Annotated in this window: 25 protein-coding genes and 1 riboswitch; of the genes, 11 read left to right on the plus strand and 14 right to left on the minus strand. The window is 65.5% G+C overall.

Annotated elements, in window-relative coordinates:
* Positions 1–51: 51 nt before the first annotated feature.
* From Q4543_RS13375 to Q4543_RS13385, 3 genes are all read right to left on the minus strand, one after another.
* Positions 52–225 (minus strand): hypothetical protein, encoded by a 174-nt coding sequence (locus Q4543_RS13375; RefSeq protein ID WP_303438983.1) that lies wholly within the window; start codon positions 223–225, stop codon positions 52–54.
* 156 nt (positions 226–381) lie between these two features.
* Positions 382–1473, minus strand: a complete 1092-nt coding sequence (gene folE2, locus Q4543_RS13380) for a GTP cyclohydrolase FolE2 (protein ID WP_303438984.1) — start codon at positions 1471–1473, stop codon at positions 382–384.
* Positions 1474–1592: 119 nt separating this feature from the next.
* Positions 1593–2771: an aminotransferase class I/II-fold pyridoxal phosphate-dependent enzyme gene (locus tag Q4543_RS13385; RefSeq protein ID WP_303438985.1), complete on the minus strand. Its 1179-nt coding sequence runs from the start codon at positions 2769–2771 to the stop codon at positions 1593–1595.
* A gap of 60 nt (positions 2772–2831) precedes the next feature.
* Positions 2832–2909, minus strand: a riboswitch (SAM riboswitch).
* A 141-nt stretch (positions 2910–3050) separates the two neighbouring features.
* Between Q4543_RS13385 and Q4543_RS13390 the strand changes: the two genes are divergently transcribed.
* On the plus strand, positions 3051–4919 hold the full coding sequence (locus Q4543_RS13390) for a cation:proton antiporter (protein ID WP_303438986.1): 1869 nt from the start codon (positions 3051–3053) through the stop codon (positions 4917–4919).
* 103 nt (positions 4920–5022) lie between these two features.
* Here the strand turns inward: Q4543_RS13390 and Q4543_RS13395 are convergent, their stop codons facing one another.
* Genes Q4543_RS13395 through Q4543_RS13405 form a run of 3 tightly spaced genes read right to left on the minus strand, consistent with a single transcriptional unit; the run spans position 5023 to position 7268 of the window.
* Positions 5023–5865, minus strand: coding sequence for a fumarylacetoacetate hydrolase family protein (locus tag Q4543_RS13395; protein WP_303438987.1), 843 nt, complete (start codon positions 5863–5865; stop codon positions 5023–5025).
* Entirely contained in the window at positions 5862–6527 is a 666-nt protein-coding gene (locus Q4543_RS13400; protein ID WP_216005648.1) for a GntR family transcriptional regulator, read from the minus strand. Before Q4543_RS13400 ends, Q4543_RS13395 begins: the two co-directional genes overlap by 4 nt.
* A 3-nt stretch (positions 6528–6530) precedes the next feature.
* Positions 6531–7268 (minus strand): SDR family oxidoreductase, encoded by a 738-nt coding sequence (locus Q4543_RS13405; RefSeq protein WP_303438988.1) that lies wholly within the window; start codon positions 7266–7268, stop codon positions 6531–6533.
* A gap of 78 nt (positions 7269–7346) precedes the next feature.
* Here Q4543_RS13405 and Q4543_RS13410 point away from each other — a divergent pair, with 78 nt between their 5' ends.
* Together Q4543_RS13410 and Q4543_RS13415 are read left to right on the plus strand one after the other, a co-directional pair.
* Positions 7347–8720 (plus strand): FAD-binding oxidoreductase, encoded by a 1374-nt coding sequence (locus Q4543_RS13410; RefSeq protein WP_303438989.1) that lies wholly within the window; start codon positions 7347–7349, stop codon positions 8718–8720.
* Between the two features lie 31 nt (positions 8721–8751).
* Complete coding sequence (locus Q4543_RS13415; protein WP_216005651.1) at positions 8752–9663, plus strand: sugar kinase; 912 nt, start codon at positions 8752–8754, stop codon at positions 9661–9663.
* Positions 9664–10074: 411 nt separating this feature from the next.
* Here Q4543_RS13415 and ychF read toward each other — a convergent pair whose 3' ends face one another.
* Positions 10075–11172: a redox-regulated ATPase YchF gene (gene ychF, locus Q4543_RS13420; RefSeq protein ID WP_303438990.1), complete on the minus strand. Its 1098-nt coding sequence runs from the start codon at positions 11170–11172 to the stop codon at positions 10075–10077.
* 127 nt (positions 11173–11299) lie between these two features.
* On the opposite strand from ychF, the gene Q4543_RS13425 reads away from it, so the two are divergent.
* Positions 11300–11710 carry a VOC family protein gene (locus Q4543_RS13425; RefSeq protein WP_303438991.1) on the plus strand — a complete coding sequence of 137 codons (411 nt, stop codon included), beginning with the start codon at positions 11300–11302 and terminating at the stop codon, positions 11708–11710.
* On the opposite strand, the gene Q4543_RS13430 is transcribed toward Q4543_RS13425, so the two are convergent.
* The 3 genes from Q4543_RS13430 to Q4543_RS13440 are packed head-to-tail and all read right to left on the minus strand — an operon-like array spanning position 11688 to position 14613.
* Positions 11688–13055 carry an MATE family efflux transporter gene (locus tag Q4543_RS13430; RefSeq protein ID WP_303438992.1) on the minus strand — a complete coding sequence of 456 codons (1368 nt, stop codon included), beginning with the start codon at positions 13053–13055 and terminating at the stop codon, positions 11688–11690. The genes Q4543_RS13425 and Q4543_RS13430 overlap by 23 nt on opposite strands.
* Before the next feature lie 59 nt (positions 13056–13114).
* Positions 13115–13996 carry a nickel/cobalt transporter gene (locus Q4543_RS13435; protein ID WP_303438993.1) on the minus strand — a complete coding sequence of 294 codons (882 nt, stop codon included), beginning with the start codon at positions 13994–13996 and terminating at the stop codon, positions 13115–13117.
* Positions 13978–14613 carry a DUF1007 family protein gene (locus Q4543_RS13440; protein ID WP_303438994.1) on the minus strand — a complete coding sequence of 212 codons (636 nt, stop codon included), beginning with the start codon at positions 14611–14613 and terminating at the stop codon, positions 13978–13980. Before Q4543_RS13440 ends, Q4543_RS13435 begins: the two co-directional genes overlap by 19 nt.
* Positions 14614–14729: 116 nt before the next feature.
* Between Q4543_RS13440 and Q4543_RS13445 the strand changes: the two genes are divergently transcribed.
* A complete protein-coding gene (locus Q4543_RS13445) occupies positions 14730–15377 on the plus strand; it encodes a TIGR02453 family protein (RefSeq protein ID WP_303438995.1) in 648 nt (215 codons plus the stop codon).
* Here the strand turns inward: Q4543_RS13445 and ppk2 are convergent.
* Entirely contained in the window at positions 15370–16359 is a 990-nt protein-coding gene (ppk2, locus tag Q4543_RS13450) for a polyphosphate kinase 2 (RefSeq protein WP_303438996.1), read from the minus strand. The two genes, Q4543_RS13445 and ppk2, sit on opposite strands and share 8 nt — an antisense overlap.
* Positions 16360–16499: 140 nt before the next feature.
* On the opposite strand from ppk2, the gene trpA reads away from it, so the two are divergent.
* On the plus strand, positions 16500–17291 hold the full coding sequence (gene trpA / locus Q4543_RS13455) for a tryptophan synthase subunit alpha (protein ID WP_303438997.1): 792 nt from the start codon (positions 16500–16502) through the stop codon (positions 17289–17291).
* Between the two features lie 148 nt (positions 17292–17439).
* On the opposite strand, the gene argC is transcribed toward trpA, so the two are convergent.
* Positions 17440–18384 (minus strand): N-acetyl-gamma-glutamyl-phosphate reductase, encoded by a 945-nt coding sequence (gene argC, locus Q4543_RS13460; RefSeq protein WP_303438998.1) that lies wholly within the window; start codon positions 18382–18384, stop codon positions 17440–17442.
* A gap of 294 nt (positions 18385–18678) precedes the next feature.
* Between argC and Q4543_RS13465 the strand changes: the two genes are divergently transcribed.
* The 4 genes from Q4543_RS13465 (at position 18679) to Q4543_RS13480 (ending at position 22623) form a co-directional block, all read left to right on the plus strand.
* A complete protein-coding gene (locus Q4543_RS13465; protein ID WP_303438999.1) occupies positions 18679–19845 on the plus strand; it encodes an alpha-hydroxy acid oxidase in 1167 nt (388 codons plus the stop codon).
* Positions 19846–20000: 155 nt separating this feature from the next.
* The gene (locus Q4543_RS13470; RefSeq protein WP_303439000.1) at positions 20001–20564 is read left to right on the plus strand and encodes a fasciclin domain-containing protein; all 564 of its coding nucleotides are present in this window, start codon (positions 20001–20003) and stop codon (positions 20562–20564) included.
* 205 nt (positions 20565–20769) lie between these two features.
* Complete coding sequence (locus tag Q4543_RS13475) at positions 20770–21387, plus strand: 50S ribosomal protein L25/general stress protein Ctc (RefSeq protein ID WP_216005664.1); 618 nt, start codon at positions 20770–20772, stop codon at positions 21385–21387.
* Between the two features lie 222 nt (positions 21388–21609).
* A complete protein-coding gene (locus tag Q4543_RS13480; RefSeq protein ID WP_303439001.1) occupies positions 21610–22623 on the plus strand; it encodes a glycosyltransferase family 2 protein in 1014 nt (337 codons plus the stop codon).
* A 23-nt stretch (positions 22624–22646) separates the two neighbouring features.
* Here the strand turns inward: Q4543_RS13480 and Q4543_RS13485 are convergent, their stop codons facing one another.
* Positions 22647–23048 carry a GtrA family protein gene (locus Q4543_RS13485; RefSeq protein ID WP_303439002.1) on the minus strand — a complete coding sequence of 134 codons (402 nt, stop codon included), beginning with the start codon at positions 23046–23048 and terminating at the stop codon, positions 22647–22649.
* A 128-nt stretch (positions 23049–23176) separates the two neighbouring features.
* Between Q4543_RS13485 and Q4543_RS13490 the strand changes: the two genes are divergently transcribed.
* Entirely contained in the window at positions 23177–24973 is a 1797-nt protein-coding gene (locus tag Q4543_RS13490) for a hypothetical protein (RefSeq protein WP_303439003.1), read from the plus strand.
* Here Q4543_RS13490 and Q4543_RS13495 read toward each other — a convergent pair.
* The gene (locus tag Q4543_RS13495) at positions 24970–26478 is read right to left on the minus strand and encodes a DUF2235 domain-containing protein (protein WP_303439004.1); all 1509 of its coding nucleotides are present in this window, start codon (positions 26476–26478) and stop codon (positions 24970–24972) included. The genes Q4543_RS13490 and Q4543_RS13495 overlap by 4 nt on opposite strands.
* Between the last annotated feature and the right edge of the window lie 97 nt (positions 26479–26575).

A 26575-nucleotide genomic window follows, 5' to 3' on the forward strand; every position in this document is an offset into this window, starting at 1 on the left:
GTCACACCCGGCCGCGCGCTGCGCTACGCCGGGGGCTCCGCGCGCGGCCTCCTACACCAAGCGTTGGGACACTACCCTTTTCATTTCCAGCCGGATGATCTCGGCCATCCGCGACCGGCGCAGCCCATAGGGGTTCACCCCGAGGCCGACATTGGTGAAATAAGTGTCGATCTTGTGCCTGAGCGAGCCGTGCCCCAGCGTGATCGCAACATTGTTGCTGTGCATTCGGAAACCCTTTCGAGTGGTTTGGTTTCCCCCCACGGCAAATATTAGGCCTGTTTCTGAAAATATCCCGAACCCAGCGTTCACGTTTTGCTGCAACGCAGAAAAGCCCGCGCGAAACGCACGGGCTTTGGGCAGGTTGGCGCGGGAAAGGGCGGATCAGCCAGCGTGATGCAGGCTCGCGAGCAGCTTTGGATCGAGGCTTTGCGCGGCAAATGTTGGGCCTTCGGTCAGCACGGACACCGCATCATGCGAATGCAGGCTTTCCTGATGGCTCGCAAGCACGCGGAAATCGCCGATGCGCGGATCGGCGTGCAGCTGCTCGGCGAACAGGCGCGCCGCGTCTTCGACAAAGATCGGGTTGGCGGCGTTGAGCTCGGCAAAGGCCTGCTCGTCCTCACGTTTGACCATCACCTGCGTTTCGGTCGGCACCGCGGCGCGGCACAGCTCGATGACATCTTCGAACCACAGGCAGCGCCCCGGCTTCATCTGCACCGAAATCCGCGCCACAGAGCGCTGCGAATGCGGCGTTGCCAGTTGCCCACGGGTGCGCCGAGCGTGTTCCGACAGCTCCAGCGAGCATGGGCAGGTCGAGCTGTAGACGTAATCGAGATGCAGCATGCGGCGGCGCACGCCCGCAACCTCGACCAGTTCCAGCGCGATATCGTAATACTGATAACCCGACAGGCCAGAGCGCAGGCTGCCCACCCGCAGCGGAAACGACAGGCGCATCTGGATGCGGGCGTCGAAACTGCCAAGGTCGCTCTTGTAATCGTCCAGCGCCGCCTCGATCACGTCAAAGGAAAAGGTCTTGTCGGCATGGACATAAAAGCTGCGCATGATGCGCGACATGTTGATGCCCTTCTTACCGGCATCAAGGCTGACGGTGCCAGTCACCGATGTTTCCAGCATCAGATCACCGGCATCGCGGGTGCGATAGCGGATCGGCAGGCGGAAGTTGGAAATCCCGACATGCTGGATCGCCCGGTTTTCGCCCTTGATCAGAGAGGCAGGACCGTTCTGAAGATCGGGCAGCGTGGCCCGATAGGCCGCGTTGGCATCGAAATCTGCGGGATACTCGCAGGCCAGATCCGGATAGCTCACGCCCTCGCGCAGGGCCGACAAACCCGGGTCCACCGCCGCCAGATCCCCCTCGCCAGCGCTGGCGATATAGCGGCGCAGCAGGGCCAGCGCGGCGGCGGCCTCTTCGCGGCTCGGGTCGATGCTCAGGTCGGGCGTGTGAACGTTCATCTTTCGGCACCCTTCGGGGTTGGATGGTCAAGGGAACAGATAAGATGATCCGCGCCCTTTTCCAAGATTTTCCGTCAGGATGGTTTCCTATTTCCCGCGATTGTCCCGATCGGGCCTGTTCAGGCCTGTTCCAGCGCGGCCAGCAGATCGGCGATCAGATCGGCGGGGTCCTCCAGCCCGATCGACAGGCGCACGAGGCCGGGCGTGATGCCCAGCAGATCTTTCTGATCCTGCGGCAGGCGCTGGTGGGTGGTGGTCGCCGGATGGGTCGCGATGGATTTCGCATCCGCAAAATTATTGGAAATCAGGATGGTTTCCAACGCGTTGAGGAAGCGGAAGCAGGCCTCCTTGCCGCCCTTCACCTCAAAGGCCAGCACGGTGCCGCCAAACGGGGCCTGGCTCAGCGCCAGCGCCTGCTGCGGGTGGTCCTTGTGGGTCGGGTAATGCACGAAGGCGATCTTGTCATGGCCCGACAGCGCATCACAGACCTTGAGCACGGCATCGGCCTGCGCGCGCACCCGCAGCTCCAGCGTTTCAAGCGCCTTGAGATGTGACCACGCCGTGAACGGGTTCATCGCACCGCCGGTGTGCTTCATGTAGGTTTCGATGGGGCCGCGGATCAGCTCCTTACTGCCGCAGATCATCCCGCCCAGCATCCGGCCCTGCCCGTCGACATGCTTGGTGGTCGAGATTACGCACAGATCGGCGCCGCACGCCTGCGCGTAGGAAAACACCGGCGTCGCCATGGCATCATCGACAATGACCAGCGCGCCGACCTTGTGCGCCGCCTCGCACACGTATTTCAGGTCGATCACTTCCAGCGTCGGGTTCGAGATCGATTCAAGGAACACCGCCCGCGTGTCTTTGCTCAGCGCCGCATCCCATGCCGCGGTGTCGCGCCCGTCGACCAGCACGATCTCGACCCCGAACTTGCCGAGGATTTCCTCGAGCACGAAGAGACACGAGCCGAACAGCGCCCGCGAGGCCACCACCCGGTCGCCCGCCTTGCACAGCGCCATCAGCGCGCCCGACACCGCCGCCATGCCGCTGGTGCAGGCAAAGCCATCCTCGTAGCCCAGATAGTGCGAGAGCCGATCCTCGAACATGCGCATGGTCGGGTTGCCGTAGCGGGCATAGATGAACTCGTTCTCGCCCGCCTTGACGAAGCGCTGCTCGGCCGCCTCGGCGCTGTCGTAGACAAATCCCTGGGTCAGGAAAATTGCCTCGGAAACCTCGTTCCACTGGCTGCGCTTCGTTCCGCCGTGAACCAGTGCGGTGCGGGATTTGGTGTCGCTCATCTGTCTCGTCCTTCCGGGCCATGCGCCCAAATGAAAAAAGCCCCGTCGCGGTCAAGCGAAAGGGGCTTTCGTCCGACCTCTTTAGCGGTTTGTTTAACGTGGCCCGCAATCCGGTAACAAAGCGCCACGGGCGCTCGCATATACCCGGCGCCCCTGCCCCGTCAAGTCGCGCCACCGGGGCATGGCGATCACGACGCCATGATAGCGCGTGCCCGCCATGCCCTGTTGCCCCTGCCCGCGCGGTGCCCCAAGATGCCGGCGAGCAGCACAGGACCCATCATGGACGGATTTCTATTCCAAGCGTCAATCTATCTTCTGGCCGCGGTGATCGCGGTTCCCATAGCGGCGCGGCTGGGGCTTGGCTCGGTACTCGGCTACCTTCTGGCTGGCATCATCATCGGCCCGGTGCTGCATCTGGTCTCAGCCACCGAAGATCTGCTGCATTTTGCCGAATTCGGTGTGGTGATGATGCTGTTCATCATCGGGCTCGAACTAGAGCCGCGCGCGCTGTGGGACATGCGGCACCGCCTTGTCGGGCTTGGTGGCTCGCAGATCGTGCTGACCACGCTGGCGATCATGGCGGGGGCGATGATCCTGGGCATGGCCTGGGCACCGGCGCTGGCAGTCGGCATGATCTTCGCGCTGTCCTCGACCGCCATCGTGTTGCAGACGCTCAGCGAAAAGGGGTTGATGCAGTCAGGCGGCGGGAGATCGGCCTTCAGCGTGCTGCTGACGCAGGATATCGCAGTGATCCCGATGCTGATCGCGCTGCCGCTGCTGGCGGTTCCGGTGGCAGCCTCGCTGGCGCCCGATGGCTCGATCCTGCTCCCCGCCGATACCGAGGCGCATCACGCCATGAGCCTCGTTGACGGGCTGCCCGGCTGGGGCGTGGCGCTGGTAACGCTGACCGCCGTGGCCTCGATCATCGTCGCCGGGATCTTTGGCGCGCGCCCGCTGTTCCGGCATATCAATTCCGCCCGCCTGCCCGAGATGTTCACCGCCGTCGCCCTGTTGATCGTCGCGGGCATCGCCTTTCTGATGGAGCTGGTCGGCCTGTCGCCTGCCCTTGGCACCTTTCTCGCCGGGGTGGTGCTGGCGAACTCGGAGTTCCGCCACCAGCTGGAATCCGACATCGAGCCGTTCAAGGGTCTGCTGCTGGGGATGTTCTTCATCACCGTGGGCGCGGGCGTCAGCATTGACTCCTTCATGCGCGAACCGTTTGTGATTGTCGGGTTGGCGGTGGGGCTGATCGTCATCAAGGGTGCGATCCTGCACCTGCTCAGCCACATCTTCAGGCTGCGCATCCGTGGGCGTTGGCTGTTCACGCTGGCGTTGGCGCAGGCGGGGGAATTCGGCTTCGTGCTGATCTCTTTCTCGTTGCAGCTGGGAATTTTCACCCAGAACATGGGGCAGCGGCTGCTGCTGGTGGTGGCGCTGTCGATGCTAATCACGCCGCTGCTGTTCATCCTGTTCGACGTGCTCGCCTCGCGGCTCAAGGAGACCGGAGAGCCCCAGCCCGACGATCATGTCGAGGCGGACGGGCCGATCATCATCGCGGGCATCGGGCGCTTTGGGCAGATCGTCAACCGTCTGGTGCAAAGCTCGGGGATGCGCACCGTGGTGATCGACCACGACATGCAGACCATCGAGCTGATGCGCCGCTTTGGCTATCGCGGCTTCTTTGGCGATCCGACCCGGCCCGAACTGCTGCACGCGGCGGGCATCAAGGATGCCAAGGTGCTGGTGGCGGCGCTTGACGATCCCAAGGCCACGACCAAGCTGGTGCGCTTTGCCCGGCGCGTGCGCGAGGATCTGTTCATCGTGGCCCGCGCCCATGACCGCACCCATGTCTACGAGCTGTATCAGGCCGGGGCCAACAAAATCGTGCGCGAGATGTTCGACAGCTCGCTGCGCGCCGGGCGCTATGTGCTCGAGGAAAGCGGCATGACCGAATACGAGGCGGCCATCGCCGAAGAGACCTTTTACCACCACGACCGCGAAACCGTGGCCGAACTGGCCGGGCTGTGGGATCCCAATATCCCCTCGGCCGAGAACGAGGCCTATGTCAAACGCGCCCGCGAGCTGGAAAAAGAGCTGGAGACGGCGCTGTTCACCGCGCTTGCGGAAAAACGCAGCGACGCCGCGTAAACGGTCGGCCCGCGCGGGCCGCCCCAAGCCGCGCAGTCAGGCGGCCCATGCAAGCCGCCATAATGCGCAGGCGGGCGACCCTTGCGGGCCACCCGGCCGCCGATCAGGCCGCGACCGCTTTCTGGTGTTGCTCACCCAGACCATCGATGCGCAGCGTCATGGTATCGCCCGCGCGCAGGTAGCGTGGCGGTTTCATGCCAAGCCCCACGCCCGACGGCGTGCCGGTCGAGATGATGTCGCCCGGCAGCAGCTCCATGAACCGGCTGAGATACGAGACGATCTCATCCACGCCAAAGATCATGTCCGAGGTATGGCTGTCCTGCACCCGCGTGCCGTTCAGATCCAGCGACAGGGCCAACGCCTGCGGATCGGGGATCTCGTCGGCGGTGACCAGCATCGGCCCGCAGGGGCCGAACCCGGGCGCGGATTTGCCCTTGATCCACTGGCCGCCGCGCTCCATCTGCCATTCGCGTTCCGACAGGTCGTTGACCACGCAGTACCCCGCGACATGGGCCAGCGCCTGCGCCTGCGGCACCTGCCAGCACGGCGCACCGATGACCACGCCCAGCTCGACCTCCCAGTCGGATTTTTCCGACCCCGGCGGGATGATCACATCGTCATTGGGACCCGACAGCGCCGAGCTGGCCTTGGTGAACATGATCGGCTCGGCGGGGATCTTGGCGCCGGTTTCCGCGGCATGGCCCGTATAATTCAGCCCAATGCAGTAGAAATTGGGCACCGAGGCAAGGCAGGCGCCAATGCGCGCGCCCTCGGGCAGCAGCGGCAACGTGGTCAGATCCAGCGCGCGGATCGCATCCAGCGCCGCCAGAGACACCCCCTGCCCGGCGAAATCCGGTACCACGCCGGACAGATCGCGCAGCCCGCCGTTCTGGTCGATCACCACGGGCAGCTCCTGCCCCTTTTCGCCAATGCGCATCAGTTTCATGGCTTGCTCTCCTTGTGTTCCTCGGCGCGCAGCGCCGCCGCGATGTCGTCTTCCATGCTGGCCATATGCGCCTGCGTCGCAACCGCCACGGCGGCCTCGTCGCGGGCCATCAGCGCCGCAAGGATAATCTCGTGATTGCCCACCACCCGCGCGCGGTTGCGGCGCATCCGCGCCGACAGGTACCGCGCCCGCCACAGCCGGGCCAGATAGGCTCCGTGGGTTTCCGCCAGCGCGGCATTGCCCGAGGCCTGCGCGATGCGGCGGTGAAAGCTCATGTCCAGCTCGAACGCATCCAGCGCATCGAGCGCATCGTAGTTTTCCGCCACGGCGCGGTGCAGGCGGGCGATGTCTTGCAGATCCTCGTCGCTGGCGGCAGCGCAGGCCAGCCGCGCCGACAGCAGCTCGAGCGCCTGCAGCACGACAATCTGATCCTGCACCTGCTTGAGGGTCGGCTTGGCGATGACCGGGCTGCGCGCCGGGCGCAGATCGACCAGCCCTTCCTGCGCCAGCATGCGGATTGCCTCGCGCATCGGGGTGCGCGACACGCCCATCAACAGCGCCGTGTCGCGCTCCTTGAGCGGCGCGCCGGGCGGCAGGCTGCCGCGCAGGATGCGGCGGCGCAGCTCATCGGCGATCTGCTCGGCAAGGATCGGCTCGTTCAAGGCTCAGCCCCGCCCGACAAACGGCATCGTCGTCGCCATCACCGTGACGAATTGCACATTCGCCTCGGGCGGCAAGCTGGCCATGTGCAGCACCGTGCTGGCCACATGGGCCACATCCATCACCGCCTCGGGCGCGATGCTGCCATCGGCCTGTTTTACGCCCTTCGCCATGGGCGCGGCCATCTCGGTCAGCGCATTGCCGACGTCGATCTGCCCGCAGGCGATACCAAAAGGCCGCCCGTCAAGGCTCACCGACCGGGTCAGCCCGCTCACCGCATGTTTCGACATGGTATAGGGGGCCGAGCCGGGGCGCGGCACATGCGCGGAGATCGAGCCGTTGTTGATGATGCGCCCACCTTGCGGCGCTTGCCGGCGCATCTGACCAAAGGCGGCGCGAGCACACAGGAACATGCCGGTGATGTTCACCCCGCACAGCGCCGTCCAGTCGGCCACCGGAATTTCGTCGATCGGCGCGCCGGGGGTAAAGATCCCGGCGTTGTTGAACAGCACGTCGATGCGGCCCCACGCGTTGGCGATCTGCGCGAATCCGGCCTCGACCTCAGCGGGTTGCGACACATCGAACGGCACCACCAGCGCGCCCGGATCGCCATTGGCGGTGTTGCGCAGCGTCTCTTCGCGCCGCCCGACAAGCGCCACCTGCCATCCCGCGCCAAGGAACGCCTGCGCACAAGCGCGCCCGATTCCGCTGCCCGCCCCGGTGATTACGATATTCTGCGCCATGGCTCCCCCTTGCTGCCTGCTTGCACCACTCTTGTTGGTTGGTATACCCGATTGCAAGTCCCAACCCGAGAGGCCCCCATGTCTGCCTTCGAGGCTCTTGCCGACCTGCTCGGCCCCCGCTTTTCGACCACCGAGGCCGCGCGCCGCCAGAATGGCCAGAACGACGGCCATTACCCCGAGATCCTGCCCGACGCGGTGGCCCAGCCCGAGACCACCGATGAGGTGTCGCAGATCGTGTCGATCTGCGCGGCGCATGGTGTTCCGGTGGTAGCTTTCGGCACGGGCACCTCCCTGGAAGGCCAACATCTGGCGCATCTTGGCGGAATCAGCGTCGATTTCAGCCGGATGAACAAGGTGCTCGACGTGCGGGCCGAAGACATGAACGTGGTGATTCAGCCCGGCGTCACCCGCAAGCAGCTGAACGAAGAGTTGCGCGCCACCGGACTGTTCTTTCCCATCGACCCCGGCGCCGATGCCTCGCTGGGTGGCATGGCGGCAACGCGGGCCAGCGGCACCACCGCGGTGCGCTACGGCACCATGCGCGAGAACGTGCTGGCGCTGGAGGCGGTGATGGCCGACGGTTCGGTGATCCGCACCGGGACAGCGGCACGCAAATCCTCGACCGGGTATGACCTGACGCATCTGCTTGTCGGCTCCGAAGGCACGCTGGGCCTGATCACAGAGTTGACGCTGAAACTGCACGGGCAACCTGAGGCTCTGGCTTCGGCCACCTGCCATTTCGACAGCATCGACGATGCGGTCAACGCGGTGATCCTGACCATCCAGTGCGGGCTGCCCATGGCCCGGATCGAACTGGTCGACGAGATGATGGTGCGCGGTTTCAACCTCGCGCAAAACGCCGGTCTTCCAGAGAAACCACATCTTTTCATAGAATTGCATGGAACGCCCGAAGCTGTGCGCGAACAGCTGGAGCGGTTCCGCGAGATTGCGTCGGATGCGAACGCAGACAACTGGCAAGAGGCGCAGACGCAAGAAGAGCGCAGCGCGCTCTGGGCGTTGCGCCATGGCGCGCTGCCGGCGATTTCGGCGCTCGATCCCGGCGCGGGAAAGAAAACCCTGTCGACTGATGTCTGCGTACCGATCTCGCGTCTTGCCGAGGCGGTCAGCGTGGCCCGCACCGAGGCCGAGGCGCGCAGTCTGCTGTGCACCATCGTCGGCCATGTCGGGGATGGCAATTTCCATTGCGGGCTGCGCTACGATCCTGCCGATGCGGCGATGGTTGCAAAGGTGATGGACTTTTCGGGCATTCTGGCCGAGACCGCGCTGCGGCTTGGCGGAACGGTTTCGGGTGAACATGGCATCGGCATCGGCAAACAGAAATACATGGCCGCCGAACATGGCCCGGCGCTTGACTGGATGGCGCGGGTGAAGGCAGCCTTTGATCCGAAGGGCATCCTCAACCCCGGCAAGATTCTGCCCCCGGCCCAATGATCCCCTGCGGGGCACGACTGGAGTAAGACGAATGAGCGCCTTTCTGGCCCTTGGTGAATGCATGGTGGAACTGTCGAGCGCAGGAGACGGGCTGTATCGGCGCGGCTTTGCGGGCGATACGCTGAACACCGCATGGTACATGCGCCGCCTGCTGCCGCAGGACTGGACCGTGGGATACGCCACCTGTGTCGGCACCGACGCGATTTCCGATGCGATGGTGTCGTTTCTGGATGGCGAAGGCATCGACACCGGCGCGATCCGCCGGGTGCCCGAGCGCACCGTGGGCCTCTACATGATCACCGTCGAGGAGGGCGAGCGCAGCTTTTCCTATTGGCGCGGCCAGTCGGCGGCGCGGATGCTGGCGGAGGATCTCAAATGGCTCGACGGCGCCCTGAAGGGCCGCGAGATGATCCATTTCTCGGCCATCACGCTGGCGATCCTGCCGCCGAAAAGCCGCGAGGTGTTCTGCGGTGCGCTGGCCAAGGCGCGCAAGCGGGGCGCGATCGTGGCCTTTGACACCAACCTGCGCCCGAAGCTGTGGGAAAGCCCCGAGGCGATGCGCGCCGGGCTGACCATGGGCGCACGGACGGCGGATATCGTGCTGCCGTCCTTTGACGAGGAAGAGGTGCTGTGGGGCGATACCGATCCGGCGCAGACGCTGAGGCGCTATCGCGACCATGGCGCGGATCTGGTGGCGATCAAGCAGGGCGGCGGCGATCTGGTGCTGTGGCAGGCGCAGGCCGGAGAGAGCCGTGTGCAGGCGCAAAAGGTCGAGTCGATTGTCGACACAACCGCTGCGGGTGACAGTTTCGCCGCCGGTCTGCTTGCGGGCCTAGCCTGCGGCAAGACCCTGGCCGACAGCGCGGGACAGGCGATGCAGCTAGCCTCGCGGGTCATTCAGGCTCCGGGTGCGCTTGTGCCCGAGGCGGTGAGCGGGCTGTAAGGGCCGTTGAGGCTGTGAGACCGGCCGGGGGCCAGCCCCCGGACCCCCGGGATATTTCCGGCCAGAAGAAACCAGGGCGCGGCGCCCGGAGCACCTGGGTCTGCACGAGTTTAGATGACGGCGGGACGGATGGTGGCCTGAGACATGGCTGCCCGAGCGGCGCGGCAGCGTGGCCCTGTTCGCGGGTGCCTGGCGCGGTTTTGAGTGCTAGAATCCGCGCAGCGCAGGGGGCGCGAGGCGTGTCTTGGGGGACATGGCATTAGGCGCCATCCGGCGCGGATGCGGGCTGGCAGAGGCCGATCGAGGTAAACAAATCCGAGAGTCGCAGAGATCGGCATCGGCGATGTTTCAAGCCGGAGCGAGGCCTGCGCGTGCGACTGGGCGCGGCAGGCCGCCGCGCCCAGCGAGGGTTCAGGTGTTGAACAGGAAGTGCAGCACGTCGCCGTCCTTGACCATGTAGGTCTTGCCTTCGGCGCGCATCTTGCCGGCTTCCTTGGCGCCCTGTTCGCCGCCATTGCCGATGAAATCGTCAAAGGCGATGGTTTCGGCGCGGATGAAGCCCTTTTCGAAATCGCCATGGATCACCCCGGCCGCCTGCGGCGCCATCGTGCCTTTGCGGATCGTCCAGGCGCGGGCTTCCTTGGGGCCAACGGTGAAGTAGGTCTCGAGGTGCAGCAGCTCGTAGCCGGCGCGGATCAGTCGGTCGAGACCGGCTTCTTCGAGGCCGAGCTCGGACAGGAACATCTCGGCCTCCTCTGGGTCGAGCTGGCTGATTTCCTCTTCGATCTTGGCCGAGATCACCACATGACTGTTGCCCTGCGCCGCCGCCATTTCTGCGACCTTTGCCGACAGGGCGTTGCCGGTTGCCGCCTCGGATTCATCGACGTTGCAGACATAGAGCACTGGCTTGGCGGTCAGCAGCTGCAGCATCTTCCACTGCTTGAGATCGTCGGCGTCGATGGTGACGGTGCGGGCGGGCTGGCCGGTTTCAAGCGCCGCCAGCGCGGTGCGCATCAGCCGTTCCTGCTGCACCGCGTCCTTGTCGCCGCCGCGCACCTTGCGGGTGATGTTGGCAAGCCGCTTTTCAAGGCTCTCCATGTCGGCGATGATCAGCTCGGTTTCGATGGTTTCGGCATCGCTCACCGGATCGACGCGGCCATCCACATGGGTGACGTCATCGTCTTCGAAGCAGCGCAGCACATGGGCGATGGCATCGGTCTCGCGGATGTTGGCAAGGAACTGGTTGCCGAGGCCCTCGCCCTTGGAGGCGCCCTTTACCAGACCGGCGATGTCGACAAAGGTCATCCGGGTCGGGATGATGGATTTCGACTGCGCGATCTCGGCCAGCTTGTCGAGCCGGGCGTCGGGGACTGCGACCTCGCCCACGTTGGGCTCGATGGTGCAGAAGGGAAAGTTCGCCGCCTGCGCCGCGGCGGTCTTGGTCAGCGCGTTGAAGAGGGTCGATTTGCCGACGTTCGGCAGACCCACGATGCCCATGCGAAAGCCCATGTGACGCTCCTGATATCCGAGGTTTCGCGCCTTCTAGGCGGGGATGCGCGCAAGCGCAAGCTTGCTGGCTTGACCGATGGGCGCAGGGGCGTCATGTTGATATCAACCTTCATCGAGGAGACCACGGATGCCCTTTTCCACCTACCTGTTCTTTGATGGGACCTGCCGCGAGGCGATGAGCCGCTATGCGCAGATCCTGAACCTGCCCGCGCCACAATTCCTGAGCCTGTCCGACCTGCCGCCCGACGAGCAGGCCAAGATGCCGGGCTTGCCCGCCGATGCGGTGATGAATTGCATGATCAGCTTCGAGGACTCGGTGATCATGGGATCGGACGACGCCGAAGCAGGGCCGATGGCGGGGTGTTCGCTGACTCTGACCCTGCCCGACGCCGATGAGGCCAAGCGGGTGTTCGAGGCGCTGGCCGAGGGCGGCGAGGTGCGGATGGCGCTGGAGCCAACCTTCTGGTCCCCGGCCTTTGGCACGTTGACCGACCGCTATGGCATCCGCTGGATGATCATGGCCGCGATGCAGCCCTGAGCGCCGGCACCGCGCTGCGCCAGAAACGGCGCAGCAGCAGCACCGCCGCCAAGGCCAGCCCAAGGCAAAGCCCGGCCCAGATGCCGACCGGGCCGACCCCGAGCGCGATCCCCAGCCCCCAGGCCGCAGGCAGGCCGATGCCCCAGTAAGACAGCCCGGCGATCCGCATCGGGGCGCTGGTATCGCGCAGCCCGCGCAGCAGGCCAAGGGTGACCACCTGCAACGCATCCACCAGCTGAAACACCGTTGCCATCAGCAGCAGCCCCACGCCGATCTGCAGGATCTGCGCGTAGGCAGGATCGTCGCGCGACAGGAAGATCCGTATCAGCGGTTCGGGGATAGCAAGGAACAGCACGATCGTGATCGCCACAGCGGCAACCGACAGCGCCAGCACGGTGCGCGCATCGCGCACCAGAAACGCGGCATTGCGGCGCCCGCGCGCCTGCCCGGCCCGGACCGTCGCCGCATTGGCCAGACCGAGATGCACCATAAAGGTCGCCGAGGCGATCTGAAGCACGATGCCATGCGCGGCCAGCGCCTCGGTGCCGAACCAGCCCATGAACACCGAGGTGGCGGCGAACAGGCCGACCTCGGCCAGCGTGGTCAACCCAATCGGCCAGCCAAGGGCAAAGACATCGCGCAGCGCCTCGGGATCGGGCCGCCAGAAGCGCTGCCACAGCGGGTATTGCGGCAGCCGCATCCGGGCATAGGCGATCACCGCCACCAGCGCCGTGCCATGCGATGCCAGCGAGGCAATGGCCGCGCCGCGAATGCCCAGTTCCGGCGCACCCCAATGGCCGAAGATCAGCGCGTAATTGGCCAGCGCGTTGGCGATGGCGGCCAAGACGGTGATCCAGAACACCACGCGGGTGTGTTCCAGCGCAGCGAGATAGCTTTTCAGCACCATAGTGCCCAGCGCCGGCAGCAGGCCGACGCCCGCGATGCGCAGATAGGCCCCTGCGCCCTTGGCAACCTGCGGCTCCTGCCCCAGCGCGATCAGCAACGGCTCGGAGAACCACATCACCGGCATGGCCAGCGCAAAGAATGCCGTCGACAGCCACAGCCCCATGCGGGTGACGCGGCGGATCTGGGTGTGATCGCCTTCGGTTTCGGCCTGCGCCACCATCGGCATCACCGCCCATGCAAAGCCCGAGCCGAACAGGAAGAACACCGCAAACACCATCGAGCTGAGCGTCAGCGCCGCCAGTTCCGGCACGCCATAGCGCCCGATCATCGCCGCATCGGTGAAGCTGATCGCCATCTGCGCGAGGTGCCCGCCGATCAGCGGCAGGCCAAGCAGCAGGATCGCCCGGGCGTGGGCGGGATATGAAAGAGGGGCTGTCATGCAAACGCCCATATCTTGGGCAAAGCGCCCCGGCAAGGCGGCGCGTACTGCGCCAGCGCTCAGAGCACTGTGCGCAGCGTCACCTCAAAGGCAATCATGGCGATCAGCGCGCCCGCCGTGGCCTCGATCCCGCCCATGACCCGGCGGGCCTGCGCGCCGCTGGCAAGGCGCATCAGCGCGCCTTCGCGAAAGGTCACCGACGCCGCCGCCACGGCCACCGTCACCGCCCCCGTGCCCAGCCCCATCGCGGTCACGCCAAGGATCCCGGCAAGATCAAGGTTCATCCGCCATGTCAGGATCAGCAGAAACAACGCGCCGGTGCAGGGGCGGATGGCGATGGCCGCCACCAGCAATGCGGCGTCGCGCAGCCCGTGCAGGGTTTCCACCTGTTCGGTCGTCGGGGCATGGGCATGGCCGCAGTCACAGTGATGATCGTGCACATGGGCCTTCGGCGCGGGCAGCTTGCGCAGGCCGCGCAGCAGCAGCCACAGACCGATGCAGCCGATGGCGGCATAGCTGGCAGGGGCCAGATAATCCTCGGCGGCATCGGTCAGCGCCACGCGGCCCAGCCCCAGCAGCGCCGCCCCGGTATAGACCACGGCAATCGCCACCCCGGCCTGCGCAAGGCTCGACACCAGCGCCAGCGCCGACAGCCGTGCCAGCGGCACCCGCCGCCCGACACCATAGCCGCCGACCAGCAGCTTGCCATGCCCCGGCCCCGCCGCATGCAGCACGCCATAGGCAAAGCACATCGCCAGCAGCCACGACAGCGCGCCGGGATCGCCCGCGCGCAATGCCCTCAGCGCGCGGGCCATGGCCACCTGCGCCTCGTGCTGCCCGGCGGCCGCCAGCCGCGCCACCTGCGCGGCGCCATCCCCGGCCCAAAGCCACAGTGCCAAGGCCGCCACCAGCGCCGCCCCGATCACTCCGACGCTGCGCATACGATCCTCACATCCTGAGCATAGAGATGCCCGGCCAGCAGCTCGGTAAAGCCATCCTCGGGGATATTGGCAAGTTCCTGCTGCATGGCGCGCGCGGTTTCATCAAGATCGGGGTCGGTCACGATGGCCTCGCATGCGCCCTGCACCGTCACCCCGCGCGACAGCGTGTAGGCGATGTAATATGTCGGATCATATTGCGCGATGCGCAGCCCGTCGGCGGGGCTTGGCGCCAGCAACGGGCGGTAGTGATCGGACTGGATGCGCCCGTCTGTCAGCGTCACGCCGCGGGCCTCGGGCCTGCCAAGCTCGACAGCCTCATCCCCCGCGAACAGGTAGAGATCTCCGGCATAATCAAGCGGCCAGTTGGCCAGCTCAAAGCCCTGCAGCTCCTCCATCTCGGCATCGCTCAGCACACCGTCGCCGTCAGGGTCGAGCCCCATGTCTTCGAACAGCAGCAGCGTGAAAAACTCGTCATAGGCCCAGCTGACCGTAACCCCGGTCACCTGCTGCGCCTCGTTCAGCGCAACCTCCAGCGCGGTGTCGACAAAGATGTGCGGATGCGCAAACGCACCCGAAGCAGGCAACAGCAGGGGCAGAAAGCTCAGAACGCGAATCATATGGGAACCGTCACGGGACAAGGGGGTTGGTCAATACGGCACCGACCGCGCCGCCGCGCGCCATCCTAAGGTTTGGCCCTCCCTAATTCGAGTCACTTTGTCAGAAGGACACCGACATGACCCAGGCGATCGAGAAAACCGCTTTCGCTCCAAGGGTCAGGGCGTTTCTCGAAGATCTCGCCGCCAACAACAATCGCGGGTGGTTTCGCGCTGAAAAGCCCCGCTATGACGCCGAAGTCCGCCGCCCCGCCGAGATGCTGGTCGACCGGATCGCGCTGCGCCTGTCGCAACGGACACGGCAACGGGTGCGCCCCAAACTGTTCCGCCTGCACCGCGACGTGCGGTTTTCCAACGACAAGACGCCGTTCTTCACCCATCTTCACGCCGCCTGGACCCTGCCTGACGGGCGCGGCTGGTACTTCGGCCTGTCGCCAGACTACGCCACGGCGGCGGCGGGGGTGATGGTGTTCGACGAGGCACAGACGCAGGATTGGCGCGCCGCCCTCGACAGTCCCGAAGGCGGCAAGCTTGCGGCGCTGCTGCCGGAACTGAAGGGCCGCATGGATTCGCCGCCCCTCGTCAGCCCGCCCGCCCCCTATGACAGCGCTCACCCCCACGCAGAGCTGCTGCGCCACACCGGCTGCCTTGTCTGGATCGACGATCTGTACCACTCGTTGTGCGTCGATGCCGAGGCAGCGCTTATCGACACGTTCGACCGCCTTGCGCCGCTGCAGGACTGGCTGGCGCGAAACGTCGCTAGGTGACGTGCCGGCTGTCGGGATGTAGCGCGGTGCCCAGAATATGCTCTGACTTGTGGATCACATGCGCCGCACCGCCAACGATCAGCGGGTCCGGCGGGGTCGCGATGCGACGGTCCTTGCCCGGATACTCCAGCGTCGACAGGAAATGCCGCATGCAGTTCAGCCGCGCCCGCTTCTTGTCGTTCGACTTGACCACGATCCACGGCGCATCGGCGGTGTCGGTGTAAAAGAACATCGCCTCCTTGGCCTCGGTGTAATCTTCCCATTTGTCGAGACTGGCCTTGTCGATCGGCGACAGCTTCCATTGCTTCAGCGGATCGGTCTCGCGGCTGGCAAAGCGGCGCTTTTGCTCGTCCTGCGTGACCGAGAACCAATATTTGTACAGCTTCACCCCCGAGCGTACGAGCATCCGTTCCAGATCCGGCGTCTGGCGCATGAATTCAAGGTATTCATTGGGCTCGCAAAACCCCATCACCCGCTCGACCCCGGCCCGGTTGTACCAAGAGCGGTCATACAGCACGATCTCACCTGCGGTCGGCAGATGATTGATATATCGTTGAAAATACCATTGGCCGCGCTCTTCGTCACTGGGTTTGTTCAGCGCCACAACGCGGGCCCCGCGCGGGTTGAGATGTTCGGTAAAGCGCTTGATGGTGCCGCCCTTGCCGGCGGCGTCGCGGCCCTCGAACAGCAAGACCAGCTTCTGCCCGGATTGCTGCACCCAAAGCTGGGCCTTGAGCAATTCCGCCTGAAGCTGTGCCTTCTGCCGCTCGTAGCTGCGGCGCGACAGCTTGACGTCATACGGGTATTCGCCAGTCTCGAAGGCGCGGCGGATGTCGTCCGGAGTCGGCGCATGGCGGCGGATGCGCGCCTGAGGCGAGTGGTTCGCAGCGGGCGCGGGAACCTCAACCTCGGCGCCTTGCGGCAAGACTTGCGAAGGCTCGGAGGCCTGAAGCGGTTGGCTCGGCTCGGGAATGTCTGTCATGTCGGTCCTTCCTGTGGGCTGACGCGACGGTACAGGCCAAGCGAGAGCGCCGCCTTGACACGTGTCAACCGGCGCGCTGCCCATTGATTTCCCCCCGCCGATCCGGCAGACCTGCGCCCGAGACAAGTGAAGGGAAGACCATGACCCGCATCGACGCCAAGTTCGCCGCCCTGAAAGCCGAGGGGAAAAAGGCCTTCGTCGCCTATGTCATGGCCGGAGACCCGGATTATGACGCCTCTCTCGAGCTGGTGCGCGGCCTGCCCGGCGCGGGCGTCGACATCATCGAGCTTGGCTTGCCCTTCACCGACCCGATGGCAGACGGACCGACGATCCAGCTGGCCGGGCAGCGCGCACTCGAAGCAGGCATGACGCTGGAGCGCACGCTTCAGTTCGTGCGCGATTTCCGCGCGGGCGACAACACCACCCCGATCGTGCTGATGGGCTATTACAATCCGATCTACAATCGCGGCGTCGACAAGTTCCTGGTCGATGCAAAAGAGGCCGGGATCGACGGGCTGATCGTGGTCGACCTGCCCCCCGAGGAAGACGATGAACTGTGCATTCCCGCCCAGAAGGCCGGGCTGAACTTCATCCGCCTCGCCACGCCCACCACCGATGACAACCGCCTGCCAAAGGTACTGCAGAATACTTCGGGCTTCGTCTATTACGTGTCGATCACCGGCATCACCGGCGCGGCCGCCGCAGAGGCCACCGATGTCGCCCCCGAAGTGGCCCGCATCAAGGCCGCGTCCGCTCTGCCTGTCATCGTCGGCTTTGGCATCCGCACGCCGGAAACCTCGCAGAGCATCGCAAGCGTGGCCGACGGCTGCGTCGTGGGCTCGGCGATCGTGGCTGCCCAAGCCGAAGGCAAACCCGTCGCGGAGGTGCTTGCCTTTGTTAAATCGCTGGCAGACGGCGCGCATCGGGCCTGAGCGCGCGCCTGACCGCCATGTCATGCCTGCCTCCGGCGGGAGTTTATTCAGCAAGATGAAGATGAGGCACCGCGCCCCGGCTTCATCTTGCAGGTAAACTCCGGGGGGAAGGCGCGCAGGCGCCGAGGGGGGCAGCGCCCCCCTGCTTTTACTCCGCCGCAGCGCGCTCCGCGCCCTCAAGCCCGGCGCCTTCGTCGCAGCCAAGCATGATGTTGAGGTTCTGAACCGCCGCCCCCGACGCCCCTTTCCCGAGGTTGTCGAGCACCGCCACCAGCACCACCGCACCCGATTCTGGGTTGCCATGCACCGACAGCTCCAGCCCGTTGGTGCCGTTCAGCCGTTGCGGCATGACGCGCGGCTCGTGCACCGAAGCTGCCACCACCGACACAAACCGCTCGCCCGCATAGGCCGCCTTGAGCGCCGCTTCGGCCGCCTCAGCGCCATCGGCGCCAAGCCCCGGCAGTTGCACTGCCACCGCCATGCCCTGCGCATAATGCCCGACAGTCGGCACGAACACCGCAGGCGCACTTAGCAGCCCGTGCTTCGAAATCTCGGGCAGGTGCTTGTGGCCCTGACTTACGGCATAAAGGAATCCTCCGCCGGTCTCGCCGCTTTCGAACTCGGCGATCATTGCCTTGCCGCCGCCGGTATAGCCGGACACGCCCGAGATCGCCGGCGCGGCGTCTGCGGCCAGCACTCCTGCCTCGACCAGCGGGCGGATCAGCGCGATGGCGCAGGTCGACCAGCAGCCGGGGTTCGACACCAGCCGCGCCGAGGCAATTGCAGCGCGCTGGTCCTTGGACATTTCGGGGAAACCGAAGGTCCAGCCGTCTGCGACCCGATGCGCCGTCGAGGCATCGATGATCCGCGTGCCGTGCGGTGCGGCCAATGCGACGGTTTCCTTTGCCGCGTCATCCGGCAGGCACAGGATCGCCACGTCGGCCTCGGCCAGCGCCTCGGAGCGCGCCCCCGCATCCTTTCGGAGTTCATGCGGCACCTGGACCAGGGCGATATCCGCGCGCGCCTCAAGACGCTCGCGAATCTGCAATCCCGTGGTACCGGCTTCGCCGTCGATGAACACTTTCCAGGCCATGCGTGCCTCCTTTTTCTACGTGCGTGGCTATAACATGGCTTGAGATTGAAGGAAATGACTCACCCCGGCCCTGCCAGTGCTTCGGCGATGTCGGCAATCGCGATGCCCGTCACGGCCTGGAACGCCTCGTTCAGGCTTGGCCCCATGGGCTCGGTTTGCTCCGAACCTCATTGCGTCATCAGCTATCGCCAGATGTCGATCTTGCAGCCGCAGCAAGTTTTTCCCGAGAACATTGCGCGCCGCGCGCTTGAGCGGTAAGAAAATCTGACCGCTTTCAGCATAAAGGAGGGCGCAATGCCCGTGATCACCGAGATCGAGGACCTCAAGCGCATCTACAAACGGCGTGTGCCGAAGATGTTCTACGATTATTGCGAAAGCGGCAGCTGGACCGAACAGACCTTCCGCGAGAATGTCTCGGATTTCAGCGAGATCAAGCTGCGCCAGCGAGTCGCCATCGACATGACCGGCCGCACGACGAAATCGCAGATGGTCGGGCAGGATGTGGCGATGCCAGTGGCGCTGGCCCCGGTGGGCATGACCGGGATGCAGCATGCGGATGGCGAAATTCACGCCGCGCGCGCCGCCGAGAAATTCGGCGTGCCCTATTGCCTATCGACGATGTCGATCTGTTCGATCGAGGATGTCGCCGAAAACAGCTCGAAACCGTTCTGGTTGCAGGTCTATACCATGAAGGACGACGATTTCACCCAGCGCCTGTTCGACCGGGCGAAAGACGCCAAATGCTCGGCGGCGGTGATCACGGTGGATCTGCAGATGCTGGGTCAGCGCCACAAGGATATCAAGAACGGGCTGTCCGCCCCGCCCAAGCTGACCGCGAAATCCATCGCCGACATGAGCTACCGTGTCGCTTGGGGGCTGGACATGCTGAAAACCAAGCGGCGATTCTTTGGCAATATCGTCGGCCATGCAAAGGGCGTCGGGGATGCGGCCAGCCTCACCGACTGGACGCATAACAATTTCGATCAGGCGCTGGACTGGGATCGCATCCGGCAGTTCCGCAAGATGTGGGATGGCCCGCTGATCATCAAGGGCATCATGGACCCGCGCGATGCGCTTGAGGCATGCAACGTCGGCGCCGATGCCATCGTGGTCAGCAACCACGGCGGGCGACAATTGGATGGCGCGCTTAGCTCGATTCGGGCGCTGGGGCCGATCATGGACGCGGTCGGGGATCGTATCGAGGTGCATCTCGACAGCGGCGTGCGCTCGGGTCAGGACGTTCTGAAGGCCGTTGCCATGGGCGCCAAGGGCTGCTGGATCGGGCGTGCCTATATCTATGGGCTGGGCGCCATGGGCGAAACCGGAGTTTCGGAGGCGCTGCGGGTGATCCACAAGGAACTCGACACTTCCATGGGGCTGTGCGGGCGCACGGATGTCACAGCGCTTGATCGCGACATCCTGATGATTCCGCGCAATTTTTCCGGCGATTGGCAGGACTGATCGTCGCGGCGGGCATCGTCATGGTGCCCGCCTAAGGGCGACTTTCGGCGCCTTCACGAAGCTGTGATTTCCTTTTCTGAAACTGCGACACCGGGGTCTTGCGTGTCTTCGTGCAGATCCGGGCGACAACCGCCCGGCGCTACGGGAGAGACCAGATGTTTTTCAAGACCACCGCTATAGCCGCTCTTGCCTCCGCCACCTTTGCCGCCCCGCTGCTGGCCGCCGATCCGATGGATAACCCGATGGTCGGGGGCGCGGCGATGTATGCCGACAAGACCATCGTCGAGAACGCCCTGAACTCGGCCGATCACACCACGCTGGTGGCGGCTGTCAAGCAGGCAGGGCTGGTCGATACGCTTAGCGGCGAAGGCCCGTTCACCGTGTTCGCCCCCACCAACGACGCCTTCGCGATGATCTCGGAGGACAGCCTGTCGCAGCTGATGATGGACGAGAACAAGGCGCAGCTTGCCAAGATCCTCACTTGCCACGTGGTGGCAGCCTCGGCCATGTCCGATGCCATCGCTGGCATGATCGCCGATGACGGCGGCGTCCACCCGGTGCCGACCGTCGGCGGCTGCACGCTTCAGGCCAAGATGGACGGCGACAAGATCGAACTGACCGACGAGCAGGGCCGCACCGCCACCGTCACCATCGCCGACGTGCGCCAATCGAACGGCGTGATCCACGTCATCGACCGGGTGCTGCTGCCAGCGATGTAAGCCCACCGCAAACAGGGCCGCGTTGAAACGCCCCCTCCTTGCGCGGCTCTGGCCCCCGGCGAGCAGATGCTTGCCGGGGGTTTTTCATGCGCCGCACCAGCCGTGCAGAAACCGGTTGAGAAATGCCGCGATCCGGTCTAAAGGGGCGCTCTTACGCGGGGTGACAGCCTTGGAGGCACCCTGCCCTTATATATGGAGATACAACATGGCTGGTGAGATTCCTGATCTCGAAGCTCTGGAACGGCCGGGGACGGGCAAGGGCGCCGCTCGGCAGGTACGCCGCGATGGCATGGTTCCGGGCATTGTTTTTGGCGGCGAAGCCGAACCGCTTGCGGTTCAGATGCCGTTCAACGTGCTGCTCAAGCGCCTCAAGCAGGGCCGCTTCAAGTCGACGCTGTTCAACCTCAAGGTTGAAGGCCACGAAGACGTGCGCGTGATCTGCCGCGACGTGCAGCGCGATGTCGTCAAAGACCTGCCCACCCACTTCGACCTGATGCGCCTGCGCCGCACCAGCCGGATCAACCTGTTCATCCACGTCGATTTCATCAACGTGGAAACGGCCCCCGGCATCAAGAAGGGCGGCGTGCTGACCATCGTGCGTCAGGAAGTCGAACTGAACGTGCTGGCCGGTGACATCCCCGACCACATCACCGTCGACCTCGCCGGCCGCCAGATCGGCGACGTGATCCACATCTCCGATGTGGTGCTGCCGGAAGGCGCCAAGCCGACCATCGACCGTGATTTCGTCATCGCCAACATCTCGGCGCCGCGCGGCCTGAAGGCAGCGGATGATGAAGAAGGCGAAGAAGCCACCGAGGAGTAATCCTCGCGCGCTATCGACTGGAACGGCCCTGCCATTGGCAGGGCCGTTTTCGTTTCTGCGCCTTGGCAAGCCCCGCGCCTCCCGCGAAAAAGCGCCGCTTGTGCCACATTCGCGGCCAAAGCCTGCCCGATTGCCCCTGTAACCCTGCTGAACAACGCGCATCTGTCCGGCATTTTGCCGCCGGAAGAATGCCGATAAACGCAGCCGGAAAAGGGCACGGGAATGAAGGATTACGCAGCCCCCGTCGCGGGCGATTACGCCGATGGCCTTGACCTGCTCGACGCGTTTGCAAGCCGCGCGCGGCGCGCCGGGCCAGATCCGCAAATCGCGGTGATCCTGCCCTGCCACAACGAGGCCGCCGCCATTGCGCAGACCGTGCACCAGTTTCGCGCCGCGCTGCCGCAGGCGCGGATCTATGTCTATGACAACAATTCCACCGACGACACCGCCCGCATTGCCCGCGACGCCGGGGCCATCGTTCGCTTCGAGCCGCGCAAGGGCAAGGGCAACGTGGTGCGCCGCATGTTCGCCGATGTCGAAGCCGACATCTATGTCATGGCCGATGGCGATGCGACCTATGACGCGGCCTCGGCCCCCGCGATGATCACCATGCTGACCGACGGCAAGCTCGATATGGTGAACGGCGCGCGGATCAGCACCGACGCCGCCGCCTATCGTGCCGGACACAGGTTCGGCAACAGGCTGCTGAGTGGCCTCGTGCAGACCCTGTTCGCGCGCGATTTCAACGACATGCTGTCAGGCTACCGGGTGTTTTCGCGCCGCTTCGTCAAAAGCTTTCCCGCCCTCAGCCAAGGCTTCGAGATCGAAACCGAACTGACGGTGCATTCGCTGCAACTGCGGATGCCCGCCGGAGAAGTGCCGACCCCCTATTCCGCCCGCCCCGAGAACAGCAATTCCAAACTGAGCACCTATCGCGATGGCTGGCGCATCCTGCGGATGATCGGCCTGCTGGTGAAAGAGGAAAAGCCGCTGCAGTTCTTTGCCGGGCTCGCCGGGCTGATGGCGCTGCCCTCGCTGGCGGTGTTTGCGTCGATCTTTGCCGAGTTCATGGAAACCGGGCTGGTGGCGCGCTTTCCCTCGCTGTTCGTGTCGCTGACCGGCATTGGGCTGGCGGCGCTGTCGCTGGTCTGCGCGGTGATCCTTGAAACCGTGGCGCGCGGACGACGCGAGGCGCGCTACATGACCTATCTTCAGATCCCCGGCCCTCGGGGCTGAGGGCTGCGGGGGCGGCGATGACATCAGCGGTTCAGAACATGTCGCGCCGAGAGGAAATTGGCGATCATCCCTGCCGCCGTGGCGGGGATCAGCGCCAGCACCGGCCAGCCCTGCGCCAGCGGCGCGGCGGCCAGCACCGCCACGAACACCGCGTAGTTGATGCCAAGCCCCAGCGCCATCGCCGCGAGGTAGTGCAGGAATTCGCGCAGCCCCGGCGCGGCGCTTGTGCGGAAGGTCAGCTTGCGGTTCACCGCCCATGTGAGCAGCACCGCCACAAGGAAAGACGGCACCCGTGCCAGCGCCGGGGGCAGCCCGGCCATGGTGCCCAGCGTCAAAACCCCAGCGTCGGCCAGAAACCCCAGCCCGCCCGCCACGAGGAAACCGCCAAAATGGCGGCGGGTCTCGGCGGGGTCTTGGCGGGGCATGGGTGGAACCTTCGGGTTGATGCGCCCCTCTTGATGGACGCAGCCTGCCGCCGTGATCAAGCCCCCATTGCGCCGCTGTGGCGCGGCGAACACCATGCCGACGACGGCAACAAGCAAGAGCAGTCCAGATGACCCAGGCGCGCCAAGCCCCAAGCCCGATGCGATGGATTCCGGTCGCTGTCTTTGCCTATCTTTTCTTGATGAGCGTAAGCAGGGCCAAGGGCCTGCCGGATTTCATGTTCGACATGTACAATGATTCCGCCCTGCGTCTGGTCGAGGTGCGCGATCTGCTGAACGGCCAGCCATGGTTCGATCTGACGCAGCCAAGGCTTGGCCTCGATGGCGGCTTCGAGATGCACTGGTCGCGGCTGGTCGATGCACCGATTGCCGGGCTGATCCTGCTGTTCGATCTAGTCACCACGCGGGCGCAGGCGGAATATCTGGCGATCTTCTGCTGGCCGCTGATCCTGCTGGCGCTGACCATGTGGCTGGTGGGGCGCATTGCCGCAACGCTGGGCGGGCGCAGCGCTGCGCCCTTTGCCGCCGCGCTGGCCGGGTTCATGCTGTGGCTGGAGGTGCGTTTTCTGCCGGGGTCCATCGACCATCACAACGTGCAGATCGCGCTGTTCCTGACGATGTTGCTGGGCATTCTCGGGCGCCGCGAAAGCCGCTGGCTGCCGGTGCTGGCGGGGGTCGCGCTGGCCGCGTCGCTTGCCGTTGGTGTCGAGACGCTGCCGCTGCTGGCGATGGGCACGCTGGGGCTGGCCGGGTTCTGGCTGGCGCTTGGCGCGCCGGAACGTGCGCCGGTGCTGGGCTTTGCCGCCGGGGGTATCGGCGGGCTGCTGGTGCTGTTTGTGGCCCTCGCCCCGGCCTCGGCCTACCGGGGGGGATTTTGCGACGCGCTGTCGATCGACCTCGCAGTGCCGGTGGCGTTGGGGCTTGGCGCGATGGCGCTGGCGGCGCTGACGGTGTCTGGGCGCGGGCTGGCACTGCGCGGCGCGGTGCTCGGCGCGCTGTTCGCCGGGGTTGCCGGGGGGACGCTGGCGGCGCTGCCCTCTTGCCTGAACAACCCGCTTGACGCGCTTGACCCCTATCTTGCGCAGCATTGGCTGGCCTTCGTCACCGAGGCGCGCGGGCTTGGCGACCTGCTGCGCAGCTCTGGCCTGCTGTTTCTCTATGGCTACTATCTGGTTGGCCTCGCGACAATCATCCTGTCCGCGTGGTTTGCCTGGAACCAGCGCAGCGCCAGCTGGCTGTTGATGACGCTGCTGCTGATCGGCGCGCTGGCGCTGACAATCTACCAGCTGCGCGGCGCATCGGCGTTGCTGACGCTCTGCGCGCCGGTGCTTGGCGTGCTGATCACCCGGCTGCACCAGATCTGGCAACGCGACCGCCGCCCGATCGCCGCGCTTGCGGCCTTTGCCTGCTTTCTGCTCGCGGTGCCGATGACATGGGGCGAGATTCTGGACGGCACCGAACGCGTGATCAGTCAGGTTGCAGGTCCGGCCCATGCCGCCACCTCTGCGAAAACCGACACGCGCGCCTGTTTTACCGCCAAGTCCACCGCCGCGCTGGCGGCGCTGCCGACGGGCGTGGTGTCGGCGCCGTCGAACCTTGGCACGCAGATCCTGCTGCACAGCGCGCACCGGACCTTGTCGGCCCCCTATCACCGCAATCAGGGCGGAATGCGCCGCCAGCTCGAGATCACTCTGGCGCAGTCCCCGGCAGAGGCCCACAGCCTGCTGACCGCGACCGGCATCGACTATCTGGTGCTGTGCCCGGACGACCCCGAGCTGGTCTCGCTGCACCGTCACGGCTATTCGGGCTTTGGCTACGAGGTGGAACGGGGCGCGGTTCCGGCGTTTCTGGACCCGGTTGCGCATGGCGATTCCGAAAGCGGGCTGCTGATCTTTCGCGTTCGTTAAAGCCGCGTAACGCTCAGCGACACCTTGCCGCGATTGTTGAAATAAGCGCCCCAGACGTCATTGGCGAAACAATAGAGGTAGCCACTGCTGCGCGGGGTCAGCGTGCCCCCGGCGCCGATGGCCAGCGTCTCATGCGGGCAGATCCGCCCGCGCGTCTCGCTGGCGCCCTGCCCGCTGGCGACGATTCCGACCAGCGACATCCACGGCAGCGCCTCGGCCCGGCGCGCCGCCCAGACCACGGCGCTGCCATTTCCCGGCTTGCGACGGAGCCAACCCTGAAGCTTTGATGCCGGCGCTGCCGCAAGCCAGAGCGCCTTGCCAAGGTGCAGACCGGGTTTCGGCCCGGCAGCGCTGCAGCGGATACCGGCGTCGAGCCATTCGCCGTCTGCGTCGAAACGATAGCGTGCCCCGGCCTGCAGCCAGATCCCGGTCGCATTCCAGCGGCTGCGCGCAAACACATCGAGGCGCACCGCCTCCCCTGGCGCCAGCGCCGTCTCGGGCCAGTATCCCGCCTGATCAAGCGGCGGTGTCAGGCGCCGCGCCGCCACGCCGGGATGCACAGCCTCGGTCTCCTCCGCCAGCCGAGGCACCGCGCGTGGCCGCCGACGCCCCAGCAGCGCAAACACCCCGCGCACCGAGCGATGCATCACCCCGCGCGGGTCCGGCGCGATCTGCTCGAGCGCAGCGGGCGCAAACCCCAGCCCGCAGGCCGCCGCCTCGTCGATCATCCAGCGCAGCGCGATGTCGCCCAGCCCACGTTCGCGGTAGCCGCCGCCAATGTCGGAATGCACCCCTGCAAACCAGACTTGCCGGATATCGCGCCCCGCGCCGTGACCCTGCCACAGCGTTGGCGCAAAGCTCTGCCGCCGCTCGTCGATGGCCAGCGCGTGCCGCGCAGTTGCAACATTGTCGCCCAGCCGGGTGTCGTGAAAGCGCAGCCGCCCCACCCGGCCCAGCAGGTTGATGCCGAAATCCTGCGGAATGCCCAGTGCACCGACGGTATCCCACACGCCAAGAAAGCGGATCGGCACATCACGGTGGCAGGGCACGGCGCTGTCAAACGGCGCATCCGCCGACAGCTTGCGGTAGGCGGCATAGACCGCATCCACCCGCTGCCACCGCTGCGCCTCATCTTGCACACCCGACAGATCGACAAGCCCGCAGCGCCCGATCATCCCGGCAAGGCTGCGCACCGCGTAGGCCCCGCGCGAAAAGCCGAACAGGAAGATCTCGTCCCCCGGTTGCCAGCGGGTGGCAAGCCAGTAAAAGGCGCTCTTGATGTCCTCGCCCAGCCCGATGCCCAGACCGCCCTCGGCGGCGCGGCGCAGCGGCCCGCCAGATGCGCCTACGCCCAGCCGGTAATAGCTGTGCTGCGCCTGCCCATCAGCCCCCGCGGCGGCAAGACAGGCCCGCAGCCGCACCACGTTGGTGGGCGAGGGCAGCCCGTTCGCCTCCTGCCCCGGACTGTTCCAGGTTCCGTCGCAGCACACCACCAGCCTTGCCATTCCCGCCCCTCCACCATGAACACGCGATGGATGCTGACGGATAGGGTGCACACGTCAAGGTGGAAACGCCCTTGCGCGCCATGCAAACCCGCTGGCA

It is taken from the genome of Salipiger sp. 1_MG-2023 (assembly GCF_030547555.1).
Classification (GTDB): Bacteria; Pseudomonadota; Alphaproteobacteria; order Rhodobacterales; family Rhodobacteraceae; genus Salipiger.